Source organism: Nocardia callitridis (assembly GCF_039543305.1).
Classification (GTDB): domain Bacteria; phylum Actinomycetota; class Actinomycetes; order Mycobacteriales; family Mycobacteriaceae; genus Nocardia; species Nocardia callitridis.
In genome coordinates this window covers 1,687,852-1,711,051 of record NZ_BAABJM010000002.1, presented here as the reverse complement: position 1 = coordinate 1,711,051, position 23,200 = coordinate 1,687,852, and the positions used below count along the sequence as shown (strand labels likewise).

Sequence of the window (23,200 nt, the reverse complement as noted above, 5' to 3'; positions counted from 1 at the left end):
CCTCTCGTGTCGAACGCCGCCAAGACTGAAAAGACCGATGTAGTACTCATCGGTGCAGGCATCATGAGTGCCACACTGGGCGCGCTGCTGCGGCAGTTGCAGCCCGACTGGTCGATCTCGCTGTTCGAACGGCTCGACGCCGTTTCGGCCGAGAGCAGCGGCCCGTGGAACAACGCGGGCACCGGACACTCCGCGCTGTGCGAACTGAACTACAGCCCGCGCAAGCCCGACGGTTCGGTGGATATCGGCAAGGCCGTCGACATCAACGAGCGGTTCCAGGTCTCGCGCCAGTTCTGGTCCTACGGTGTGGAAAACGGCGTGATCAGCGACCCTTCGCGGTTCATCAACCCGATCCCGCACGTGAGCTTCGTGCACGGCGCCGACAACGTCGAATACCTGCGCAAGCGTTACGAGGCCCTGGCGCGCCACCCCCTGTTCGAGGGTATGGAATACATCGACAGCCCCGACGAATTCGCCAGGCGGCTGCCGCTGATGTCGCGCGGGCGCGACTTCAGCGACCCGGTCGCACTCAACTGGAGCGAGCGCGGCACCGATATCAACTTCGGCGCACTGACCACGGAGCTGCTCGCCTACCTCGGCAGCTCCGGCGCCGATCTGGCCTTCGGGCACGAGGTACGTGGCCTGAAGAAGCAGTCCGACGGTTCCTGGCTGGTCGAGGTCTACAACCTGCGCACCCGCCGGACCCGCAGGCTCAACAGCAAATTCGTGTTCGTCGGCGCGGGCGGTGGCGCGCTGCCGTTGTTGCAGAAGGCGGGCATCAAGGAAGCCAAGGGATTCGGTGGATTCCCGGTGAGCGGCGAGTTCTTCCGCACCACCAACCCCGACCTGGTGCGTCGCCACGAAGCCAAGGTGTACGGCAAGGCCGCGGTCGGCGCACCGCCGATGTCGGTGCCGCACTTGGACACCCGCGTCGTCAACGGCAAGGCGAGCCTGCTGTTCGGGCCCTACGCCGGGTGGACGCCGAAGTTCCTCAAGGACGGCAGCAATATCGACCTGTTCAAGTCGATCCGTCCCGACAACCTCTTCTCGCTGCTCGGGGTCGGCGTCACCGAACTCGGCCTCACCAAGTACCTGGTCAGCGAACTGCTCAAGCCACGGGCGGGCAAGGTCGACACCCTGTCGGAATTCGTTCCGCGCGTCGACGGTAGGGACTGGGAACTCATCACCGCGGGTCAGCGCGTGCAGGTGATCCGGCGCAAGGGCGCGGGCGGTGTGCTGGAATTCGGCACCGCCGTGGTCGCCGCGCAGGACGGCACCATCGCGGGCCTGCTCGGCGCCTCGCCGGGTGCCTCCACCGGTGTCAGCGCGATGTTGGATGTGCTCGGCCGTTGCTTCCCGCGCGAATACGCCGACTGGACACCGAAATTGAAGGAAATGATTCCCTCGCTCGGTGTGGCGCTCTCGGAGAACCAGGGGCTGTACCAAGAGGTGTGGAATTGGACGAACAAGACCCTCGGACTTGCCAGGGGCGACCGCGCTGAGCAGTCCGAACGCGACATTCAGGTCGCGGCCCACGCCTAGGTGTGATAGCAAGACTCGATGATGTCAACGGTTGTTCTCAAACGGTCATGGGCGCAGGATCTCGACACCGCCACGCTCTATCAGCTGTTGCACCTTCGTGTCCAAGTCTTCGTGGTCGAGCAGAAATGCGCCTACCCCGAACTCGACGGGCTGGACCTGCTCCAGGAAACGCGGCATTTCTGGCTCGATGACGAAGGCGAGATCATCGCCACCCTCCGGCTGCTGGAGGAACACCACGACGGCGTCAAGAGCTTCCGGATCGGACGCCTGTGTACCGCGGTCCCCGCCAGGGGGCACGGCTACACCACCCGGCTGCTGCAAGCGGCGTTGGCGGAGGTGGGCTCGGCGACCGTGCGGTTGAACGCGCAGAGCTACCTCGTCGATCTCTACAGCAAGCACGGCTTCCAGGCCGATGGCGCGGAATTCGTGGAGGACGGCATCAGCCACGTGCCGATGCGCAAGGGTTAGTCCCGGCGTGGCACGGGCCTGGCGACGACGCGTCGAGGCCAGCGCATAGAGTCGGTGGGTGTCCGTTTCCCATGCTGAAGGCGCCGTGTCCGAATCGTTGAGCGGGTCGCGGGAGCGACCCGCCGGTGAGGTGGGATTCCCCTTCTCCGCGGTGGTCGGCCAGCAGCGATTGCAGCTGGCGCTGATCCTGTGCGCGGTGCACCCCGGTATCGGTGGTGTGCTGGTGCGCGGCGAGAAGGGCACCGCGAAATCCACCGTCGTGCGCGCGTTGGCGCACCTGCTGCCGCCCGTCGTGGACGAAACCGGTGCGCGTCCGGCACGACTGGTCGAACTTCCGGTCGGCGCGACCGAGGACCGCGTGGTCGGGTCGCTGGACCTCGAACGGGTACTGCGCGACGGTGAGCAGGCATTTCGCCCCGGTCTGTTGGCGCAGGCGCATCAGGGTGTGCTGTATGTGGACGAAGTGAATCTGCTGCACGACCACCTGGTCGACGTTCTGCTCGACGCCGCGGCCATGGGTCGGGTGCACATCGAGCGCGACGGCGTCTCGCATTCGCATGCCGCACGGTTCGTCCTGGTCGGCACCATGAATCCGGAGGAGGGCGAGCTGCGCCCGCAGCTGCTCGACCGATTCGGGCTGACCGTCGACGTCGCAGCGTCTCGCGACGTCGATGTGCGGATGTCGGTGGTGCGTCGGCGGCTGGACTTCGAGGCCGATCCCACCGGTTTCGCGGCGAGCTACGGCGCCGCCGATCGCGAGGTCGCCGACCGCATTCTGCTCGCGCGCGATCGCGTCGCCGAGGTGGGACTCGACGACGTCGAGTTGCGCAGGATCGCCGCGCTCTGCGCGTCGTTCGACGTCGACGGTATGCGTGGAGATCTGGTGGTGGCGCGGACCGCGACCGCGCACGCCGCATGGCGCGGCGCCGACCAGGTCACCGAGGAAGACGTGCGCGTGGCGGCGGAACTGGCATTGCCGCACCGGCGTCGGCGCGACCCCTTCGACGAGCCGGGAATCAGCGAGGACCAGCTCGACGACGCGATGCGCGAGGCCGAGGAGCAGGTGCGTGAACAGTCCGGCCCTGAGCAGGACAACGGCTCGGCGCCCACCGAACCCGAGGCTCCTGAACAAGGCTCATCCGAATCCGATCCGCGCGAATCCGCGTCCGAACCGGACGGTGACGGCCCCGACGACGACCCCGACGGCCCCGACTCACCTCCGGACGGTCCTGGCGGCTCGCGCGAAGGCCGTAGTGGCGCACCGGCTTCGGGTAGTGCCAAGCCACCGCGATGGGAGGTGCCCGGCCTCGGCGAAGGTGCGCCGGGCCGACGGTCGCGTGCCGAATCCAGGCACGGGCGAGTGGTGCGCTCGCACGACGACACGACCACGGGCCTGCACCTGCTCGGTACCGTGTTCGCCGCCGTCCCACGCCAGCACGAACGCGGACGCTCGACGGGACCGTTACGACTGGCCGCGGAGGACCTCCGTGGCGCGTATCGCGAAGGGCGCGAAGGCAATTTGGTGATCTTCGCGGTCGACGCCTCGGGCTCCATGGCCGCGCGTGATCGTCTCGCGGCCGTCACCGGCGCGGTGGTGACGCTGTTGCGTGATGCCTATCAGCGTCGCGACAAGGTCGCGGTGATCTCGGTGCGCGGCAGCGAAGCCGAATTGGTGTTGCCGCCCACCTCGTCGGTCGATATCGCCGTGCGTCGCCTGTCGGATCTGCGCACCGGCGGCAAGACGCCACTGGCCGCCGGTCTGTTGCGGGCGCGGGAAGTGGTGCGCCGCGAGCGCATGCGTGATCCGCGTCGTCGTCCGATGTTCGTGCTGCTCACCGACGGTCGTGCCACCGGAGGCGTCGATCCGCTGCCACGCGCTCGCACGGCTGCGGCGCTGCTGGCGCGCGACGCGGTCACCTCGATGGTCATCGACTGTGAACGCGGCATGATCCGCCTCGGCCTGGCCGCCGAATTGGCGCGCATGCTCAACGGTGAATGCCACCAGCTCGCGGAACTGACCGGAACCTCGATCGCGGACACCGTTCGGGCGGCGAATATCTCCCGCGCGGCCTGATCGCTCGACAGCCGAACAGTCCGCGTTTAGTCCGCCATCCCCACCACTAGGAGTTCTCGATGCCCAAGGGTGTTCCGGAAACCGTCCCCGACGACGGCCTGACCACTCGTCAGCGCCGCAACCTCCCGGTGCTCGCGGTGCACACCGGTCCGGGAAAAGGCAAGTCCACCGCGGCTTTCGGGATGGCCTTGCGCGCGTGGAACCAGGGCTTCGACGTGGCGGTGTTCCAGTTCGTGAAGAGCGCGAAATGGAAGGTGGGGGAGGAGGCGGTGTTTCGGACGCTCGGTGGGTTGCACGAGCAATCCGGTGCTGGTGGCGCGGTGGAATGGCACAAGATGGGCGAGGGCTGGTCGTGGAGTCGTAAGCAGGGCAGCGAGGAGGACCACGCTGCCGCGGCGTTGTCGGGGTGGCGGGAGATCGCCCGTCGGCTCGCCGCCGAACAGCACCGGTTCTATGTGCTCGACGAGTTCACCTACCCGTTGAAATGGGGTTGGGTCGACATCGACGAGGTGGTGAGCACCCTGCGGGACCGGCCGGGTAATCAGCACGTCGTCGTGACCGGTCGGGACGCGCCGCAGGCCCTGCTCGACGTCGCGGACCTGGTGACCGAGATGACGAAGGTCAAGCACCCCATGGACACCGGTCGTAAAGGCCAGCGCGGCATCGAATGGTGATCCGGCACAAGCGTATCGGCGCACGCACCCGCGCGGCCCGGCGGCCGTGATGACGGGAGCGGTGCCAGCCGTTGTGATCGCCGCACCCGCGTCCGGGAGCGGAAAGACCACGGTGGCAACGGGTTTGATCGGCGCATTGCGGCGCGCCGGGCACCGGGTGGCGCCGTTCAAGGTGGGGCCCGACTACATCGACCCCGGATATCACGGACTTGCGGCGGGTCGACCCGGCAGAAATCTCGACCCGGTTCTGGTCGGCACCGAGCGGGTGGTTCCGCTGTATCGACACGGCGCGAGCGGATGCGATCTCGCGGTGGTCGAAGGCGTGATGGGGCTGTTCGACGGTCGGATCGACAGCAATGACGCGAACGCCGCGCTTGCGGTCGCGGAAGGATCGACCGCGCAGGTGGCCAGCTTGCTCGGCGCACCGGTGGTGCTGGTGGTCGACGCGCGTGGTCACAGCCAGAGCCTTGCCGCACTGCTGCACGGTTTCGCGACCTTCGACAGCGGCGTCCGGCTCGGTGGGGTGATTCTGAATCGGGTCGGCAGCCCTCGCCACGATCAGGTGCTGCGCGCGGCGTGCGCGCGGGTGGGCCTGCCGGTACTCGGGTCGCTGCCACGCATGGCCGAATTGGAGGTGCCCTCACGACATTTGGGATTGATTCCCGCTGTCGAGCACGGCGCGGCCGCGACCGAGGCGGTGGCGGCGATGACGGATCTCGTTGCCGCGCACGTGGATCTGACCGCGATCGCGGCGCTGGCACAGTCGAGTGCGCGTGGCCCGGTCTGGGACCCCGACGACGAGGTGTCGGCCGAAGCGGTGCGACACGAACGCCCGATTGTCGCCATCGCCGGTGGTGCCGCCTTCACTTTCGGGTATGCCGAGCACCGCGAGTTGCTGACGGCGGCAGGCGCGCAGACGCTGGTCTTCGACCCGTTGCGCGACGAATTACCCGACACGGCAGCAGGATTGGTCCTTCCGGGTGGCTTCCCCGAGGAACACGCGGAACAGTTGGCCGCGAACGTGGGGTTGTTGCGGGCCGTCGCCGATGGTGCCGGACGCGGCTTACCCGTCCACGCGGAGTGCGCGGGCCTGCTGTATCTCACCCGGTCGCTCGACGGGCATGCGATGGCGGGGGTATTCGACGTCGATGCGACCTTCGGTAGCCGATTGACCCTCGGCTACCGCGACGCCGTGGCCCTGCGGGATTCGGTGCTGTGGCGCGCGGGGGAGCGGGTCCGAGGGCACGAATTCCACCGCACCCGCCTGACCACCGCGCTCTCGACGCCCGCGTGGGGGTGGCGCGACAGCGCCGGTGCCCGCGAGTTCGAAGGCGGCATGACGGGTCGGGTCCACGCTTCGTACCTGCACACCCATCCGGCCGGAAACCCCGAGGCGACTGTGCGTTTCGTCGCTGAGGCAGCCGAATACGCGCGGTCGCGTACCGGCCGATGACCGTGGTGGTGTTGACCCCTGTTGCTCGGCGGAGTCGGTGATGCCCGGCTTGATCATCGGGGTGGGGCTACGTCCGTCGACGTCTACGGAATCTGTGCGCCTGGCGATACGGGAAGTGTTGAGCGAGCGGATGGATGGACGTCTGACCGGCCTGGCAACCCTGGACCGGAGAGCGCGCGAGCCGGTGCTGCGCGCGATCGCCGTCGAGTTCGGCGTACCACTACACGGCTATTCGGCTGCGGAGCTGGCCACGGTCGCGGTGGGTGAGCCTTCTTCGCGAACCGCGGCCGCGGTGGGCGCCGCGAGCGTCGCCGAAGCCGCCGCCCTGCTGGCGGCAGACGGTGGTCGCCTGGTGATCGCGCGCAGGGTTTCGCAAGGGGTTGTGGTTGCGGTGGCCGAACATGGGTGCGACGTGCGGTAATTGTCCTCGAGCTCTACGGTTTCGCTGCATGGTGGCTCGGTGTCGCACCGACTTCGGTAGCGCTGGCTCTACCGCGCGCCAAGTGTCGCCCGCGGTTGCTGGCGCTCGAGCGTGTCGATTCTCGGCGTTGCGAGCTGGGCGGGCATGCCGGAGCCCGAACTCTCCCGATGCGGGTGCGGAGGTGGACCTGGCTGTTCGCAGCAGGTCGGACCGGTCGGGGGTGCAGCTGGCACGACCGTGATCGCGCGCGAAGGTCGGTGCTGGACTGATGTTCCGGTCTGGGGCAATTGGCCGAAGGGAGGACATCGGATTCAGGGTTTACCCGGAAGTCTTCCGGTTGCCACTGCGCTACCTTCGATTCGTCGTAGTCGAAGACGGAGGGAACGCGATGGGTGCTGTCAGTACGGACGTGCCCGAGTCGGAGGTGGCGGATCAGCCGCGACCGGCACGGCCACGGTGGAACCCGTTGACCAAATTCGCGTTTCGATTCGGTTGCCTCTACTTCGCCCTGATCTTCGTGTTGTTCGGGCAGATCCCTTTGGTGTTTCTCGGGGTCATCAACAGAGAACTGCCCCTCAACGCGGGGATGTGGGCGATGCGCGCCCTGAACCCGGTATCGGAATGGGTCGGGCGCGAGGTATTCGGCGTCGATGCCGTGCTGAACGAGCAGTCGGGCAGCGGCGATCAGACGGCGATCTGGGTGCTCGTGTTCGTGGCCGTGATCGTCAGCCTGGTCGGCGCGGCGTTGTGGTCGGCGTTGGACCGGCGACGAGCCGAATACACGGTCTTGTTTCCGTGGTTTCTGCTCGTCGTCCGGCTGGGGTTGGCCGGTCAGATGATCCACTACGGCATCGCGAAGGTGATTCCCTCGCAAATGCCGGAACCCGCGCTGACGACCCTGCTCGCACCGTTCGGGTCCATGGCACCGGCGGGCGTGCTGTGGAGCCAAGTCGGCAGTTCACCGGTGTACGAAATCCTGCTCGGCGCCGCCGAGGTGCTCGGTGGGTTGCTGCTGTTCCTGCCGAGGACCGCGACGTTGGGATCGATGCTGAGCCTGGTCGCCATGTTGCAGGTGTTCGTGCTCAATATGACCTTCGACGTTCCGGTGAAGATCCACTCGTTCCACCTCGTGTTGCTCAGCCTGGTGCTGCTGGCGCCGCAGGCCAAGCGGCTGGCCGATGTGCTCGTGCTCGAACGGCACTCCGAACCCGCCACCCAGCAACCGTTGTTCGGCTCGCGCAGGGCCAATCGAATCGCGGCGAGTGTGCAGGTGGCGTTGGGAATCTGGGTGGTTGCCTCAGCGGCATGGCTGGATGGGCAGGCCTGGGACGAGTGGGGCGGGGGTATGCCCGAGCCACCGCTCTACGGGATCTGGGCGGTGCGGGACTACACCGTCGACGGCGTGCAGGTAGCGCCCCTGACCACCGACGAGAACCGTTGGCAGCGCGTGATATTCGACAAGTCGGGCACGACGATTCAGCACATGAACGGGTCTTTCGAACCGGCCGTCGCCGCCGTCGACAGCGAAGCGAAAACACTGACCCTGTCGAGCCAGCCCACCACACCCGATGCCGCGCCCATCAGGCTCGGCGAGTTCCGCTTCACCCAGCCGAGACCCGACCAGCTCACCCTCGATGGCGACCTCGACGGAGCGCAAGCGGTGGTCACCCTGGAGCACGTGGACGTGCGCACCTTCCCGCTGAAAGGCCCTGCCTTCCACTGGGTTCAGGACGTGCCGAACTTCGGCGGCTGAGCGGGCTTGCCCGCGATCAGCCGCGCCCGGTCCGGTGCCGACGGTGATCGGGGGTCAGCCCCACAGGGTGCTGACCTGATTGCTCCAGTTGGGGCTCGGTGCGAACAGTTCGCCACCGGAGCGGAACGCGGAGCGGGCCTCGGGGTCGCCGGTGAGCTGTGCGCGCAGCCACGCGGTCGGGTAGCCGAGGTAACCGAAGACGCCGACGCCGCAGGGGTTGGAGGCGGCGCCGCAATCCGGTTGGCCCTGCGGGTCGTTGTGGTCGGCGCCGTTGTAGGTGGCCCACACCTTCGGCACCTGCGGTGGGGTCGCCTCGTAGTAGGCGCGATTGGAGTGCAGGCCGACTACCTGCCATGGCAGCAGCTGATTCGACGGTGATATCCCGTCCCGTGAGCCGTTGACCAGAAACAACGAACCGGTAGTGAGCTGTCGGGTGTCGGGGCAGGTGCCGCCGGAGGAACACAGTGCCTGCGAGGGAAGTTCCAGCGGCACAGCCGTTTTTATCGCGCCGCCGGAATCCCGCAGCGCGTTGACCGCACCCGTCGCGCCCTGGGAATGCCCCATCGCGCCGACCGCCCCGCGATCGAGCTTGCCGTGGAACACACTCGACGGGTCTTGCTCGCGGCCGAGCAGGAACTCCAGCGACTGCCGAATCTCGGCGCCGCTGCCGGTGTTCTTGTTCTCCGTGGCGATCACGACGAAACCCCACGAGGCCAGGTGTCGCAGCAGATGTGTGTACTGACTCGGTACGGCATTGCTCCCGTTGCCCCACAGGATGATCGGGTGGCGACCGGGGCCGGACTCCAGATCGCTGGGATACCAGAGGTCGTATCTGGCGCCGGTCGCGTCACAGCAACCGATGCCGAGCCGCTCGGTGACCGCGGACGGCCCGTCCGCGAAATACTTCGACTCGATCCCGGCCGTCGGCACATAGGGTGCCGGATCAGCCTGCGCTACCCCGAATGTCGCGGGCACGCACGCCAATGCCGCTGCCGCAACCATGATTCGAACACTCCGACCCCATCGATTCATACGCACGAGTATAGAAACAGCAACCGCCACCCCCATGCCGCCAATCCCGGTGTCACTCCCCGAATCGTCCCCCCGAACCCCCACCGCACAGGCACTTCACTCGCCCCACCGCAAACCTGATCCCGCACCCGAACGCGCGTGTCGCACACCTCGCAACCCGAGATCGCCGGCGCGTCCGGTCGTCAACCACCCGGGAACGGCCCACCGGCCGGTCGGATACCGCTCCCGCTTGCGCGCCCCGTAGGCTCGAACCTTGTGCCGAATACCTCGAACACCGCGCAAGAACAGCAGGCCGGGGATCCGAACTACCTGGTCGGGCTCGATCTCGTCGGACGTAAGGTGCTGGTGGTCGGGGGTGGGTCGGTCGCCCAGCGTCGGCTCGGGCTGTTGATCGCCTCGGGTGCCGACGTACACGTGGTGAGCCGCACCGTGACCCCCGCCGTCGAAGCGATGGCCACTGCGGGGCAGCTCAGCCTCGTCCTGCGGGAATACACCGACGCCGACCTCGACGACGTCTGGTACGCGATCGCCTGCACCGACGAACCCGACACCAATGCCGCGGTGGTGGAGGAAGCCACGCGGCGCAGGGTGTTCTGTGTGCGTGCCGACATCGCCCGGCTCGGTACCGCGGTGACCCCGGCGACCGCGCGACACGACGGACTCACCCTCGGTGTGCTCGCGGGCGGCGAACATCGACGCTCGGCGGCCGTGCGCAATGCGCTGCTCGAGGCACTGCAATCCGGTGTGGTCGGCGATGATTCGATCCCGGTGGCGCCGGGTGTCGCGCTGGTCGGCGGCGGACCCGGCGACCCCGACCTGATCACGGTGCGCGGCAGACGCCTGCTCGCACGCGCGAACCTGGTGGTCGCCGATCGGCTCGCGCCAGCGGAACTGCTCGCCGAACTCGGGCCCGACGTGGAAGTGATCGACGCCGCCAAGATCCCCTACGGACGGTCGATGGCGCAGGAGGCGATCAACCTCGCCCTCGTCGAGGGCGCCAAGGCGGGCAAGTTCGTGGTTCGGCTCAAAGGCGGCGATCCGTTCGTGTTCGGCCGCGGCTACGAAGAGGTGCAGGCGTGTGTCGACGCCGGTGTTCCCGTCACCGTGGTCCCCGGCATCACCAGTCCGATCGCCGTGCCGTCGGCGGCCGGAATCCCGGTTACCCATCGCGGCGTCACCCACGAATTCGTGGTGGTCAGTGGGCACGTCGCGCCCGATCACCCGGATTCGCTGGTCGACTGGCCCGCGCTGGCCAAGCTGCGCGGGACGCTCGTACTCATGATGGCGGTGGAGCGCATCGAACAATTCGCGACCGCGCTGATCGACGGCGGTCGCGCCACCGACACCCCCGTCACCGTCGTTCAGGAAGGCACGCTCCGCACCCAGCGGGTGCTGCGCGCGGACCTCGCGACCGTCGCGCGGCGGGTGCGTGCCGAGGACATTCGACCGCCCGCGATCGTGGTGATCGGGCCCACCGCGGACTTCGCGCTGCCCGGATTCGGTGCGGTGTCACAATAAGTCGATGCTGCCGCAGTGACCTGGTCGCAGGTGTTCGCGACCCCGGCTGTGACAGGGGACAGTTCAATTACAGTCACTCCCCGTGTTACAAGATTCCGCTGCGACGAGGCAGTCTCGGGTCACGCAGCGGGCCTTCGGGCTACCCATCCTGGTCCTGAGTGGGCTCCAGTTGATGGTCGTGCTCGACGGCACCGTGGTGATTTTCGCCCTGCCTCGATTGCAGGCCGAGATGGGACTGACCAGTGCGGGCAGCGCGTGGACGGTGACCGCTTACGGACTCACTTTCGCCGGGCTCATGTTGCTCGGTGGACGTCTCGGTGACGTTTTCGGGCGCAAACGCATGCTCATCGGCGGCGTCGCCGTGTTCACCTTCGCCTCGCTGCTGTGCGGGCTCGCGCAGAACGAAGGCATGTTGCTCGGCGCGCGCGCCCTGCAGGGTGCGGGCGCCGCTATCGCGGCTCCGACGGCGTTCGCGCTGGTGGCAACGACTTTCGCGCCGGGCAAAGCGCGCAATCAGGCGATCGCGGTCGTCGGGTCGATGGTCGGCATCGGGTCGGTCGGCGGCTTGGTGGTCGGCGGAGCGTTGACCGAAGCGTCGTGGCGCTGGATCTTTTTGATCAATGTTCCGATCGGTGCGCTGATCGTCCTCGGTGCGGTCTACACCCTGAAGGACACCGAGCACGAGCGAGTCGGACTCGATGTGCGCGGCGCGATCCTGGGCACCCTGGCCTGCGCGGCCATCGTTTTCGGCGCGACCGAGGGGCCCGAGATGGGGTGGGGTAACCCGCTGATCATCGGCTCCGTTGTCGCGGGTGTCGCGCTGTTGGTGGCGTTCATCGTGTTGGAACGACAGGTCGAGGACCCGCTGTTGCCGTTGTCGCTGTTCGACAGCCGCGACCGGGTCGCCACCTTCGTGCTGATCTTCCTCTCCGGTGGCGTGCTCGGCGCTATGACGTTCTTCGTCGCACAATTCCTCCAGAACGTGGTGGGCTACAGCCCGTTGCACGCCGGTGTCGCCGGAATCCCGTTTACCATCGGTATCGGTATCGGTGGTGCGGCGGCGTCCAAGGCGGCGATGCACATCGCGCCCCGCTGGTTGCTGCTCGGGGCCGCCGTCGTACTCGGGATCGGGTTGCTGTTCGGGTCGACGATGGGCCGCGACGTGTCGTACTGGACGACGCTGTTGCCGTTGCTGATCATCATCGGCTTCGGCGTCGGCATGGCCATGGTGCTCGCCCCGCTGTGCGTTCTGGTCGGCGTACCCGCCGACAACATCGGGCCCCTCTCGGCGGTGGGCCAAATGTTCATGAACCTGGCGACACCCGTCGCCATCGGCCTCCTCACCCCCATCGCCGCGACCAGGACGCTGTCGTTGGGCGGACGCACCGGCAAGGCCGAGGACATGACGTTGCCCGAACTCGACGCGCTCGGCAGCGGGTACACGCTGGTGTTCTTCATGTGCGCGTTGCTGGCTTTCCTCGCCGGAATCGTCGCGGTCACACTGCGGTTCACGCCACGCGAGTTGGCGCAGGCGCAGAGCGCGCAGGACGAGGCGCAGCAGGTATGAGCCCGTGCGGCTCGCACGAGCATTCGGCGAAACGGCCCGGGCGCGAATCCGCCGGGCCGTGCCGCGTGGTCGGTGCGGTTACAGCCGGCCCGTGACCTTGGTGGGCGTGATCCGGACGATGATCCTCGGCCCGTCGTTCACCGAATCGGGGTTGAACTCGGCGTAGGGCTTACCCGTGTACTTGATCGAAAGCTGATTGCCCAGTGTGAGTTCCGGGTCGGGGGTGAGGGTGGCCGTCCCGCGAACCTCGGCGTAGACGTACGGATTTTCCGGCGGGTTGACCACAATCGAGATGCGGGGATCCCTGGCGAGGTTCTTGCCCTGCTGACGGTTGGTGGTGGTGGAGTACAGCAGATCCTCGCCGTCGCGGAGTAACCAGATGACCGTCAGATGCGGCTGCCCGTCCGGGCCGATCGTGGCCGCGGTGGCGAACACCCGGTTCTCATCGATGTAGTTCTTCAGTTCTTCGGATAGCTCAGCTGTTGTGGTCACGTTCGGATGGAACATCCGTGGCGGCCACCGCATTCCGGTTCACGAGGTCAATACGAGCAATTCGGTGGGGGCGGCGATCTCGGTACGCAAACCCGCCGTGTTCGCGATCTTGGCGATCCCGCGAATATCGGCGGGCTCGGCGCGGGTGAGCACCAGTGCGCGGGCGAGCAGACCCTTGTGGTGCTTGTTGAAATGGCTCACGACCTTGCGTGACCCGTCCGGCTGCTCGGTGAGCACGGTCGCCGTGATCGCGTCGGGGACTCGACCCAACTGCTGGTAGATGCCGGAGCGCAGGTCCACCACCAGTTCACCCGCCGCCTCGGCATGCAGTGCGGGGGCGAGCGCGTCGCGCCACAACGCCGAAAGTGTCGGCAGGCCGGGAAGTTTCGAGCCGCCCGACAAGCGGTAGGCGGGGATGGGGTCGCGCGCGCGGACCGCGCCGAACAACGCGGAGCCGATGGCGAGCCTGGCGTCGGCCTTCGCCCGTTGCGTCTTGGTGAACGCGTGCGCCGCCAGCGCGTCGTACAGCACGCCCGTATAGCGCTCCAGTGCGGGACGGGTGGGGGAGGTGCGCAAGGTCGCGTTGCGGGCGATCTCCGCGTCGGCGCCCTTACCGAGGCCGAGTGCGGTCCGGGAACCTTCCCGGTCGCCCGCCAACCGCACCACCTGCTCGATCAGATGCGCACGCACACCGGTGAGTTGCGGCATCGCCAGTGAATCCAGGTGCAGCGCAGCGCCACTGCCGCCATCGGACTTGGTTTCGGAGGGAGGAAGCACGACCAGCACGAAGGAATACGGTAATGCGTTGTGATCAGCGTACGGCCAGCGACTACCCTGTGCTTCCGTGATCACCCGCCTCTCCCGATTGTTCGTTCGTACCCTTCGAGACGACCCCGCCGACGCCGAGGTGCCGAGCCACAAGCTGCTCGTGCGCGCCGGGTATGTGCGCCGTATCGCGCCGGGGGTGTACTCGTGGCTACCGCTGGGACTGCGGGTCTTACGACGGGTCGAGGACGTGGTGCGCGCGGAGATGAACGCGATCGGGGGCCAGGAGATCCTGCTGCCCGCATTGCTGCCCCGTGAACCCTACGAAGCGTCCAACCGCTGGACCGAATACGGCGACAGCCTGTTCCGTATCAAGGACCGCAAGGGCGCCGACATGCTGCTCGGTCCCACCCACGAAGAACTGTTCGCGCTCACCGTCAAGTCGGAATACAGCTCCTACAAAGACCTACCCGTCACGCTGTATCAGGTGCAGACCAAGTACCGCGACGAGGAACGTCCGCGTGCGGGCATCCTGCGTGGCCGTGAGTTCGTGATGAAGGACTCCTACTCCTTCGACCTCGACGACGCGGGCCTCGAAGCGAGCTACGCCGCGCACCGCGCCGCCTACCAGCGCATCCTCGAGCGCCTCGGCATCCGTTACGTGATCGTCGCGGCTACCTCGGGTGCCATGGGCGGCAGCGCCTCGGAGGAATTTCTCGCCGAGAGCCCGGTCGGTGAGGACACCTACGTGCGCAGCCTGGAATCCGGGTACGCGGCCAATGTGGAAGCCGTGGTCACCCCGGCGCCCGCGCCGCAGTCCGTCGACGACAAGCCCGCGGCCGTCGTGCACGACACCCCCGCCACCCCCACCATCGCCACCCTGGTCGAGTGGGCCAACGGCGCGGGGATCGCCGAACAGTTCGGGCGCGCTGTCACCGCCGCCGACACGTTGAAGAACGTCATGGTGAAGCTGCGCCACCCCGACGGCAAAACCGAGATTCTCGGCGTAGGCATCCCCGGCGACCGCGAGGTCGATGACAAACGGCTCGGCGCCTCCGTCGAACCGGCAGAGGTCGAGCTGCTCACCGAGGCCGATTTCGCCGAGAACCCCTTCTTGGTCAAGGGTTACATCGGACCGAAGTCGTTGCAGGCCAACGGTGTTCGCTACCTCGTCGACCCCAGAGTCGCCACAGGTACCGCGTGGATCACCGGGGCCGACAGCTCGGGGCAGCACGTCGTCGGCCTCGTCGCCGGACGTGACTTCACCCCCGACGGCACCATCGAGGCCGCCGAAGTCCGTGACGGTGACCCCTCACCCGACGGCCACGGGACGCTGGTGTCCGCGCGCGGCATCGAGATCGGCCACATCTTCCAGCTCGGCCGCAAGTACGCCGATGTGTTCGAGATCGACGTACTCGGCGAAAACGGCAAGCCGGTGCGCGTCACCATGGGTTCCTACGGCATCGGCATCTCCCGCATGGTCGCCGTACTCGCCGAACAACTGCACGACGACAAGGGCCTGCGCTGGCCCGCCGACGTCGCCCCCTTCGACGTGCACGTCGTCATCGCCAACAAGGACGCGGCCGCGCGCGCGGGCGCCGAACAGGTCGCCGCCACCCTGGATTCCCAGGGCTTGGAAGTACTCCTCGACGACCGCACCGCCTCACCCGGCGTCAAATTCAAGGACGCGGAACTCCTGGGCGTACCCCTGGTACTGGTAATCGGCCGAGGCTGGGCCGAAGGCAAGGTCGAACTGCGCGACCGCTTCACCGGCGCCACCGAAGACCTCCCCGCCGAAACCGCCGCACAAGCCCTAATCACCCGAATCCGCCCCTAACCAAACCCAAGCCTCCACCCCCATTACCCACCCCGTCATCAGGACACCACGGCGCCAACACCGCCAAAGCGCACCGCTATGTCCCGCTGATCTCGGAGGCACCCGATCCCGTAGACCGGTGAAACCGCCACCTCCCGTACCCGACTCAACCCTCCCCACGAGCCGCCCGAACACGTGTTCCGAGCGCAGCGAGACCGGCACGGCAAGTTCGCGGCCGTCTCGCTGCGCGGGTGTCCGGTTTCGTAGGCGCGCGCCTCGGCTGCCCGGTGAAACCGTCACCGCTTGTACCCGACTCAGCCCTTCCTACGAGCTGCCTGAACACGTGTTCCGAGCGCAGCGAGACTGGTGCGGTTAGTTCGTGGTCGTCTCGCTGCGCGGGTGTCCGGTTTCGTAGGCGCGCGCCTCGGCTGCCCGGTGAAACCGCCACCGCCTGTACCCAACTCGCCCCTCCCTACGAGCTGCCTGAACACGTGTTCCGAGCGCAGCGAGACCGGTACGGTAAGTTCGCGGCCGTCTCGCTGTTGAGTGCCCGTTTCGTAGGCGACGCAGGAGCAAGAAACGGGTACTCAACAGCGAGACTCAGGGCCGCGAACCACGCGGCGCCAGCCGCCAATAAACACAGCGAGGAGTTCCTCGCCCCCGCGTATCACCCCGCGCTGCGTTGGTATGGACTCCGTATGCCACACCGCGACTTCGTGATTCGGCTGCGCGTGTCACCCCACACTGCGTAACTCGCCGCGCCGCAGTTTCGCGGGTCGCTTCGCGTACCCCGCGCCCGTCGGGCTGCTCGCGTACCCCCGTGGTTTGTCCGTGTATCTACGCGCTACAGGCTGCTCCAGCGCATTACCCCGGCCCCGCTCCCAGCGGGAGCGCGAGCTACTCGCCGCCGGGAAAAGGGGTGGTGGCGGGAGCGGTGCCGAGGATTGACTGCCAGGTGGCAAGTCGGACGGCCGCTTCGGTGAGGGCGTCGGTGGCCGTGCGGCGGGTGGGTGCGGTGTCGGCGCGTTCCACTACCGCGCGCCACGCGGTTGCGGTGTCGGTCTCCACAGTGACGGCCAGGCGGGCTGCTGGGATGGGATCGTCCACCGGGAACGGTGTGGTGTAGGCGGCGTCCGACGGGGGGACGGTGATACCGGCGGCGGCCAGGGCCTCGGCGGTGCTGTCGCGGCGGGCGCGGTGCGCGGCGGTGTGCTCGGCGACCACGCGCACGCGTTCGGGGGAGGCGTAGGCCGCGATGACGCCGTAGGCATAGACGGCGCTGTACTCGGCGCGTAAGGCGTCCAGGAGGGCGGTGCGTTCGGCATCGGTCACGCGAGCAGTACTCCTGCCTCTGCGGCGCAGGCCGCGCTGATCGAGGCCAATAGTCCGGCGCGGTAACCGGACTGCCCCGCGGCGAGGTCGGCCGCCGACCGCTGTGATTCGGTCAGGCGCGCCCGCACCGCCGCGAGGCTCGGCGGCTGGTCGGGTGCGGGTGAGGATGCTTGTGTCGCACCGGGATTCGGTGCAGCGCCGGGTGCTGTGGCGGTCCGCGTGCGGTGCACGGGAGTTGTTCCGTCGCCGTAAACGCCGATCACACGGTCGATCTCGGCCTTCAGCGCGTCGGCGTGTGCGGTGCGCTCGGTGGCGATCGCGTTCAACGCGGCGTGCCGCTGCGGTTCGAGGGTGATCGCCGCGGTCGCGGCATCCGCGTCGGCGCGGGCCAGGATTTCTTGTGCCGCAAGTGGATCGGGGTCGTGCACGGTGTCGTCGGCGGCGCAACCGACCGCCGTGCCGAGGGCGAGCACGCCGATCGTCGCACCACCGGTGAGGCGCAGCGCGGCCCGACGATCCAGCCTCGACCAGCGTGAATCCAGCGGATCGGCGGCAACGCCGGGTGAGTGCCCTCGAGGAGACCGGGCAGGCAGGCGGATTGGCACTCGACCATCGTGCCAGACCCCATGAGATGCTCGGTGACTGACCGCCAGTGGTGCGCGCTCCGGTCCTCCGGCGGTCCATTACACTCCCTTGGCGCGTTACGCTAGAGCTTCCGTCAGAGAAATTTGCTCAGAGATATTTGCTCTGTCGCGCGTTCCCCCGCCCGCCGCCGTCACCGTTACAACTGAACCAGGAGTCGCCCATGCCGCAGCCGACAGAGGAGAGGGTGAGCCAGCTCGTTGCTGGACTCGTCGAAGGACGAGGATTCGACCTCGAGGGCGTCGAGATCACGGCCAAGGGGTCGAAGGGGTCCAAGGGGTCGAAGGCGAGCAGTGACGACGACGAGTTCGGCGCGCAGTCGGTCAAGGTTCAGGTGATCGTGGACAGCGACGGCGGCTCCGACCTGGACACCCTCGCGGCGCTGAGCAGGCAGCTCTCGGAATTTCTCGACGAGGCCGACGAGTTCGGCGAGACGCCGTACCTGCTAGAGGTCTCCACCCCCGGCGTCGACCGTCCGTTGACCGCCGCGCGGCATTGGCAGCGGGCGCGCGGTCGCAAGGTACTCGTTCGCCTGCGCGAGGGCGCGACCGTGCCCGGCGTCGACGGCGTGTCCTTCGAAGCGAGGGTGGGCGCGCTGGACGGCGAGACGGTGGCGCTGGTCCTCGGCGGCAAACGCAACCCGCATCGGGTGCCGATACCGCTGGCCGACATCGCCGAGGCGGTCGTCCAGGTGGAGTTCTCTCCGCCCAGCGGCCGCGAACTCGAGCTGGCCGGGGGCGTGGCACCCGGCCGACCCGGTCCCGGCACCGAAGAACCTGTGGCGGTCGATGATTCGGCTCCCGCACGACCGAACACCTCAGTACCAGCAACCGATTCGACCGAAGGGATCGTGGAATGAATATCGAAATCGAAGCCCTCCGCGCGATCGTCACCGACAAGGGTCTCTCGATCGAGACCGTGATCTCCGCGATCGAGTCCGCGCTGCTGACCGCCTACCGGCACACCGACGGTCACGAGCCCAACGCGCGCATCGACATCAACCAGAAGACCGGCGTGGTCCGGGTGATGGCCCGCGAGGTCGACGCGGACGGCAACACGATCTCCGAATGGGACGACACCCCGGAGGGGTTCGGCAGGATCGCGGCGACCACCGCGCGCCAGGTCGTGTTGCAGCGGCTGCGTGACGCGGAGAACGAGAAGTCCTTCGGGGAGTTCTCCACCCATGAAGGCGACATCGTCGGCGGTGTGGTGCAACGTGACTCGCGCGCCAACGCGCGTGGCACCGTGGTGGTACGCATCGGCAGCGAGGCCAACGGGGCCGAAGGGCTGGTACCCGCCGCGGAGCAGGTGCCCGGCGAGACCTACGAGCACGGCGATCGGATCAAGTGCTACGTCGTCGGTGTCTCGCGCGGTCCGCGCGGTCCGCAGATCACGCTCTCGCGCACGCACCCGAATCTGGTGCGACGACTGTTCGCCCTCGAGGTTCCCGAGATCGCCGACGGTTCGGTGGAGATCGTCGCGGTGGCTCGGGAGGCGGGCCACCGTTCCAAGATCGCGGTGCACAGCACCGTGGCGGGCGTCAACGCCAAGGGCGCGTGTATCGGGCCGATGGGTCAGCGGGTGCGCAATGTGATGAGCGAGCTGGCGGGCGAGAAGATCGACATCATCGATTACGCCGAAGACCCCGCGACGTTCGTCGGCAACGCGTTGTCGCCGTCGAAGGTGGTGTCGGTGACCGTCGTCGATCCGGATGCCCGTGCCGCCCGCGTGGTCGTGCCGGATTTCCAGCTTTCGCTCGCCATCGGCAAGGAGGGTCAGAACGCCCGGTTGGCCGCGCGTCTGACCGGGTGGCGGATCGACATTCGCAGCGATGCCGCACCGGATATCGATGACTCGGTCGAGACCGAGGCGAACCGGAGTTGACCCCCGCCGAACGGGCCGATTCCGGTCGCGGGGAGCCGGGTCCGCCTCCCGAATCGGGCGTTCGGGATGACATGTTCGTAACTTCGACAGGGACGCGGTTCGGTGTTCGACCCTCGGCAGCGGTAGAGTGGTCTGAGGTTCAGCCCGAGTCTTCGGATTCTTTGCCCGAACGCACCGACGAGCAGCACCCGGCGTCTACGACGAGTACGCGCCGCGCGGCTCCGGTGCGAACGTGTATCGGATGTCGAAAGCGCGAGTTGGCCGTCGATCTGTTGCGGATCGTGGCACGGGAGCACACAGCCGGAGACGGTGCAGATGGTTCCCTGGTCGTCGCGATCGTTCCTGATCCGCGGCACAGACTTTCCGGGAGGGGTGCCTGGTTGCACCCCCTTTCGTCTTGTCTGAGCACGGCAGAACGGCGCCGAGCATTCGGCAAAGCACTACGAGTGTCCGGACATCTGGATATCTCAGCCCTGGAGCATTACCTCGAGAACAGGCACGAGCACTCATGAGCACACCGTGAAGTACCAGCGATGAACGTCCATCGGAGATAACCCGAGGTCGTGCGGGCCCCCGTTTCCTCAACGGCGGTGCTGCTCGACCTCTCAGTGAGGAGAGCAGTGGCAGGCAAGGCCCGCGTGCACGAGTTGGCCAAAGAACTCGGTGTCACGAGCAAGGAACTACTCGCGAAGCTCAAGGAGCAGGGCGAGTTCGTGAAGTCGGCGTCCTCGACGGTGGAAGCACCCGTCGCGCGTCGGCTGCGTGAATCGGTCAGCACGAAGTCCGCTCCCGGAAACGGCAGCAGCAAAACCAGCGCCCGTCCCGGCCCTTCGCCGCGTCCCGGCGCCAAGCCTTCGGGCAACGGCGGCCCGCGTCCCGGCCCCCGTCCTTCCGCGCCGGTGACACGGGAGTCGACGGAGACTCCGGCCGCGGATTCGACGCCGACAACCACACCGCCGCGGACCGGCGAGACCCCTTCGGTGAAGCCGGGCCCCGCGGCCCGTCCCGGTCCTGCGCCCAAGGCGCCGGAACCGGAACAGTCGGCGCCAGCGGCGTCGGCCACTTCGGCCGAATCACCTGCTGCCAGTTCAGCTCCGAGCCCCGCGCGGCCGACGCCGGGTGCTCCGCGTCCCGGGCAGCAGCAGCGTCCCGCGCAGCAACAGCAGCGTCCCGGCGCGCCCGCGCAGGGTGCACCGCGTCCTGGTGGTTCGGGACCGCGTCCCGGCCCGAAGACGCCGCGTGTGGGCAACAACCCGTACTCCTCGGCGCCCGAGCGTCCGGCTCCGCGTCCTGCCCCAGGTCAAGGCGGTCCCCGTCCCGGCCCCGCGCAGGGTGGCGGTCCTCGTCCCGGCCCGGCCCAGGGCGGTCCTCGTCCCGGTCCCGCGCAGGGTGCACGTCCCGCGGCCGGCCCAGGCGGTAGCCCGAGGCCAGGCGGCGGTCCTCGGCCGAGCCCCGGCTCGATGCCGCCCCGTCCGAATCCCGGCGCGATGCCTTCGCGTGCGGCACGCCCCGGCGGTACCGGTGGTCCCGGCGGCGGTCGTCCCGGTCGTCCCGGCGGTGGCCCCGGTGGTGGCGGTCGTCCCGGTGGTGGTGGCGGTGGCTACCGCGGTGGTCCCGGTGGCGGTGCCGGTGGTGGCGCTCCCACGGGTGCTCCCGGTGGTTTCCGTGGTCGTCCCGGCGGCGGTCGTCCCGGTGGTCCCGGTGGCCGCGGCGGTGCCGCTGGCGCGTTCGGTCGTCCCGGTGGCGCCCCGCGTCGTGGTCGTAAGTCGAAGCGGCAGAAGCGGCAAGAGTACGACTCGATGCAGGCTCCCGCCGTCGGCGGCGTGCGGCTGCCGCGCGGTAACGGCGAGATCATCCGGCTCGCCCGCGGTGCTTCGCTGTCGGACTTCGCGGAGAAGATCGACGCGAACCCGGCCGCGCTCGTGCAGGCGCTGTTCAATCTCGGCGAGATGGTCACCGCGACCCAGTCGGTGAACGACGAGACGCTCGAGCTGCTCGGCGGCGAGATGAACTACGTCGTGCACGTGGTCAGCCCCGAAGACGAGGATCGCGAGCTGCTGCAAAGCTTCGACCTCACCTACGGCGAGGATGTCGGCGACGAATCCGATCTCGAAGCCCGTCCTCCGGTGGTGACCGTCATGGGTCACGTCGACCACGGTAAGACCCGCTTGTTGGACACGATCCGCAAGGCGAACGTCCGCGAGGGCGAGGCCGGTGGCATCACCCAGCACATCGGTGCCTACCAGGTACTCACCACCCTCGGTGAGAACGAGCGTCTGATCACCTTCATCGACACCCCTGGTCACGAGGCGTTCACCGCCATGCGTGCCCGCGGTGCGAAGGCCACCGACATCGCGATCCTGGTGGTCGCCGCCGACGACGGCGTCATGCCGCAGACGGTGGAGGCGATCAACCACGCGCAGGCGGCCGAAGTGCCGATCGTGGTGGCGGTCAACAAGATCGACAAGGAGGGCGCGAACCCGCAGAAGGTTCGTCAGCAGCTCACCGAATACGGCCTGGTCTCCGAGGAGTACGGTGGCGAGACGATGTTCGTCGACATTTCCGCTCGGCAGAACCTCAACATCGACGCGTTGCTCGAGGCCGTGGTGCTGACGGCCGACGCGGCGTTGGACCTGCGGGCCAACCCGGAGATGGATGCACAGGGTGTCGCCATCGAGGCGCACCTCGACCGCGGCCGTGGCCCGGTGGCGACCGTGCTGATCCAGCGCGGCACCCTGCGGGTCGGTGACTCGATCGTCGCCGGCGATGCTTACGGACGTGTGCGGCGCATGGTCGACGAGCACGGCGAGGACGTACACGCGGCGTTGCCGTCGCGTCCGGTCCAGGTCATCGGCTTCACGTCGGTGCCTGGCGCGGGTGACAACCTGCTCGTCGTCGACGAGGACAGGATCGCTCGCCAGATCGCCGACCGGCGCAATGCGCGCAAGCGCAACGCACTGGCCGCGCGCAGCCGCAAGCGGATCAGCCTGGAAGATCTGGATGCCGCGCTGAAGGAAACCAGCGAGCTGAACCTGATCCTCAAGGGCGACAACTCGGGTACCGTCGAGGCCCTCGAAGAGGCGCTGCTCGGTATTCAGATCGACGACGAGGTGCGCCTGCGGGTGATCGACCGCGGTGTCGGTGGTGTCACCGAGACCAACGTCAACCTGGCGTCGGCGTCGAACGCGATCATCATCGGGTTCAACGTCAGGGCCGAGGGCAAGGCCACCGAGCTGGCCAATCGCGAAGGCGTGGACATCCGGTACTACTCGGTGATCTACCAGGCCATCGACGAGATCGAGAAGGCCCTCAAGGGCATGCTCAAGCCGATCTACGAAGAGGTGGATCTCGGCCGCGCCGAGATCAGGGCCATCTTCCGTTCGTCGAAGGTCGGCAATATCGCCGGTTGCATGGTCACTTCGGGTCTGGTCCGGCGTAATGCCAGGGCTCGCCTGTTGCGTGACAACACAGTGATCGCCGAGACGATGTCGATTTCCTCACTGAAGCGGGAGAAGGACGACGCGACCGAGGTCCGCGAGGGCTTCGAATGCGGTATGACCGTCACCTACTCCGACATCAAGGAAGGCGACATCATCGAGGCCTACGAGTTGCGCGAGAAGCCGCGCGACTGACCTCGACCCACCGCTGCGGTGCGCGAGCTAGGTCACTGGCTCGCGCACCGGTTCGTCGGTAGCAATGCTGGCTGGCCCGGTGTGGTCAGTAGTCGTCGATTTTCCGTACAAAAGGATCCACAAAGAGGTGTATGG

Annotated in this window: 19 protein-coding genes; 14 read left to right on the top strand and 5 right to left on the bottom strand. The window is 67.7% G+C overall.

Translation table 11 applies throughout. The annotated features are described in order from the left end of the window. The first annotated feature begins 6 nt into the window (after positions 1–6). The 7 genes from mqo to ABEA50_RS16565 all read left to right on the top strand — a co-directional run bounded on the left by mqo (position 7) and on the right by ABEA50_RS16565 (position 8,385). A complete protein-coding gene (gene mqo / locus ABEA50_RS16595) occupies positions 7–1,542 on the top strand; it encodes a malate dehydrogenase (quinone) (RefSeq protein WP_345496285.1) in 1,536 nt (511 codons plus the stop codon). A gap of 18 nt (positions 1,543–1,560) precedes the next feature. Then, on the top strand, positions 1,561–2,010 hold the full coding sequence (locus ABEA50_RS16590) for a GNAT family N-acetyltransferase (RefSeq protein WP_345496283.1): 450 nt from the start codon (positions 1,561–1,563) through the stop codon (positions 2,008–2,010). Positions 2,011–2,095: 85 nt separating this feature from the next. Further along, positions 2,096–4,084, top strand: coding sequence for a magnesium chelatase subunit D family protein (locus ABEA50_RS16585; protein WP_345496609.1), 1,989 nt, complete (start codon positions 2,096–2,098; stop codon positions 4,082–4,084). A gap of 59 nt (positions 4,085–4,143) precedes the next feature. Further along, positions 4,144–4,758 (top strand): cob(I)yrinic acid a,c-diamide adenosyltransferase, encoded by a 615-nt coding sequence (gene cobO, locus ABEA50_RS16580; protein WP_345496282.1) that lies wholly within the window; start codon positions 4,144–4,146, stop codon positions 4,756–4,758. A 49-nt stretch (positions 4,759–4,807) separates the two neighbouring features. Further along, entirely contained in the window at positions 4,808–6,211 is a 1,404-nt protein-coding gene (locus tag ABEA50_RS16575; protein ID WP_345496281.1) for a cobyrinate a,c-diamide synthase, read from the top strand. A 40-nt stretch (positions 6,212–6,251) separates the two neighbouring features. Beyond that, positions 6,252–6,632, top strand: a complete 381-nt coding sequence (locus ABEA50_RS16570) for a cobalamin biosynthesis protein (RefSeq protein WP_345496280.1) — start codon at positions 6,252–6,254, stop codon at positions 6,630–6,632. Positions 6,633–7,020: 388 nt separating this feature from the next. Further along, the gene (locus ABEA50_RS16565; RefSeq protein ID WP_345496279.1) at positions 7,021–8,385 is read left to right on the top strand and encodes a DoxX family protein; all 1,365 of its coding nucleotides are present in this window, start codon (positions 7,021–7,023) and stop codon (positions 8,383–8,385) included. A gap of 54 nt (positions 8,386–8,439) precedes the next feature. Here ABEA50_RS16565 and ABEA50_RS16560 read toward each other — a convergent pair whose 3' ends face one another. Then, entirely contained in the window at positions 8,440–9,387 is a 948-nt protein-coding gene (locus ABEA50_RS16560; RefSeq protein ID WP_345496278.1) for a poly(ethylene terephthalate) hydrolase family protein, read from the bottom strand. 285 nt (positions 9,388–9,672) lie between these two features. Between ABEA50_RS16560 and cobA the strand changes: the two genes are divergently transcribed. Both cobA and ABEA50_RS16550 read left to right on the top strand, forming a co-directional pair. After that, positions 9,673–10,935 (top strand): uroporphyrinogen-III C-methyltransferase, encoded by a 1,263-nt coding sequence (gene cobA, locus ABEA50_RS16555; protein WP_345496277.1) that lies wholly within the window; start codon positions 9,673–9,675, stop codon positions 10,933–10,935. Between the two features lie 82 nt (positions 10,936–11,017). Next, positions 11,018–12,502: an MFS transporter gene (locus ABEA50_RS16550; protein ID WP_345496276.1), complete on the top strand. Its 1,485-nt coding sequence runs from the start codon at positions 11,018–11,020 to the stop codon at positions 12,500–12,502. Between the two features lie 78 nt (positions 12,503–12,580). Here the strand turns inward: ABEA50_RS16550 and ABEA50_RS16545 are convergent, their stop codons facing one another. Then, positions 12,581–12,994: a PPOX class F420-dependent oxidoreductase gene (locus tag ABEA50_RS16545; RefSeq protein WP_345496275.1), complete on the bottom strand. Its 414-nt coding sequence runs from the start codon at positions 12,992–12,994 to the stop codon at positions 12,581–12,583. Between the two features lie 39 nt (positions 12,995–13,033). Then, positions 13,034–13,780: a peroxide stress protein YaaA gene (gene yaaA / locus ABEA50_RS16540; protein ID WP_345496608.1), complete on the bottom strand. Its 747-nt coding sequence runs from the start codon at positions 13,778–13,780 to the stop codon at positions 13,034–13,036. Between the two features lie 58 nt (positions 13,781–13,838). Between yaaA and ABEA50_RS16535 the strand changes: the two genes are divergently transcribed. Beyond that, positions 13,839–15,596 (top strand): proline--tRNA ligase, encoded by a 1,758-nt coding sequence (locus ABEA50_RS16535; protein WP_345496274.1) that lies wholly within the window; start codon positions 13,839–13,841, stop codon positions 15,594–15,596. A gap of 876 nt (positions 15,597–16,472) precedes the next feature. On the opposite strand, the gene ABEA50_RS16530 is transcribed toward ABEA50_RS16535, so the two are convergent. Together ABEA50_RS16530 and ABEA50_RS16525 are read right to left on the bottom strand one after the other, a co-directional pair. After that, entirely contained in the window at positions 16,473–16,907 is a 435-nt protein-coding gene (locus ABEA50_RS16530) for a ferritin-like domain-containing protein (RefSeq protein ID WP_345496272.1), read from the bottom strand. After that, the gene (locus ABEA50_RS16525) at positions 16,904–17,512 is read right to left on the bottom strand and encodes a hypothetical protein (RefSeq protein ID WP_345496271.1); all 609 of its coding nucleotides are present in this window, start codon (positions 17,510–17,512) and stop codon (positions 16,904–16,906) included. Before ABEA50_RS16525 ends, ABEA50_RS16530 begins: the two co-directional genes overlap by 4 nt. A 200-nt stretch (positions 17,513–17,712) precedes the next feature. On the opposite strand from ABEA50_RS16525, the gene rimP reads away from it, so the two are divergent. The 4 genes from rimP to infB all read left to right on the top strand — a co-directional run bounded on the left by rimP (position 17,713) and on the right by infB (position 23,065). After that, a complete protein-coding gene (gene rimP / locus ABEA50_RS16520; RefSeq protein ID WP_345496270.1) occupies positions 17,713–18,408 on the top strand; it encodes a ribosome maturation factor RimP in 696 nt (231 codons plus the stop codon). Further along, positions 18,405–19,433, top strand: coding sequence for a transcription termination factor NusA (nusA, locus tag ABEA50_RS16515; protein ID WP_345496269.1), 1,029 nt, complete (start codon positions 18,405–18,407; stop codon positions 19,431–19,433). The genes rimP and nusA overlap by 4 nt, the downstream gene beginning before the upstream one ends. A gap of 224 nt (positions 19,434–19,657) precedes the next feature. Further along, positions 19,658–19,945, top strand: a complete 288-nt coding sequence (locus ABEA50_RS16510; RefSeq protein WP_425577620.1) for a YlxR family protein — start codon at positions 19,658–19,660, stop codon at positions 19,943–19,945. Positions 19,946–20,053: 108 nt separating this feature from the next. Beyond that, on the top strand, positions 20,054–23,065 hold the full coding sequence (gene infB, locus ABEA50_RS16505) for a translation initiation factor IF-2 (protein ID WP_345496267.1): 3,012 nt from the start codon (positions 20,054–20,056) through the stop codon (positions 23,063–23,065). Positions 23,066–23,200 lie beyond the last annotated feature (135 nt).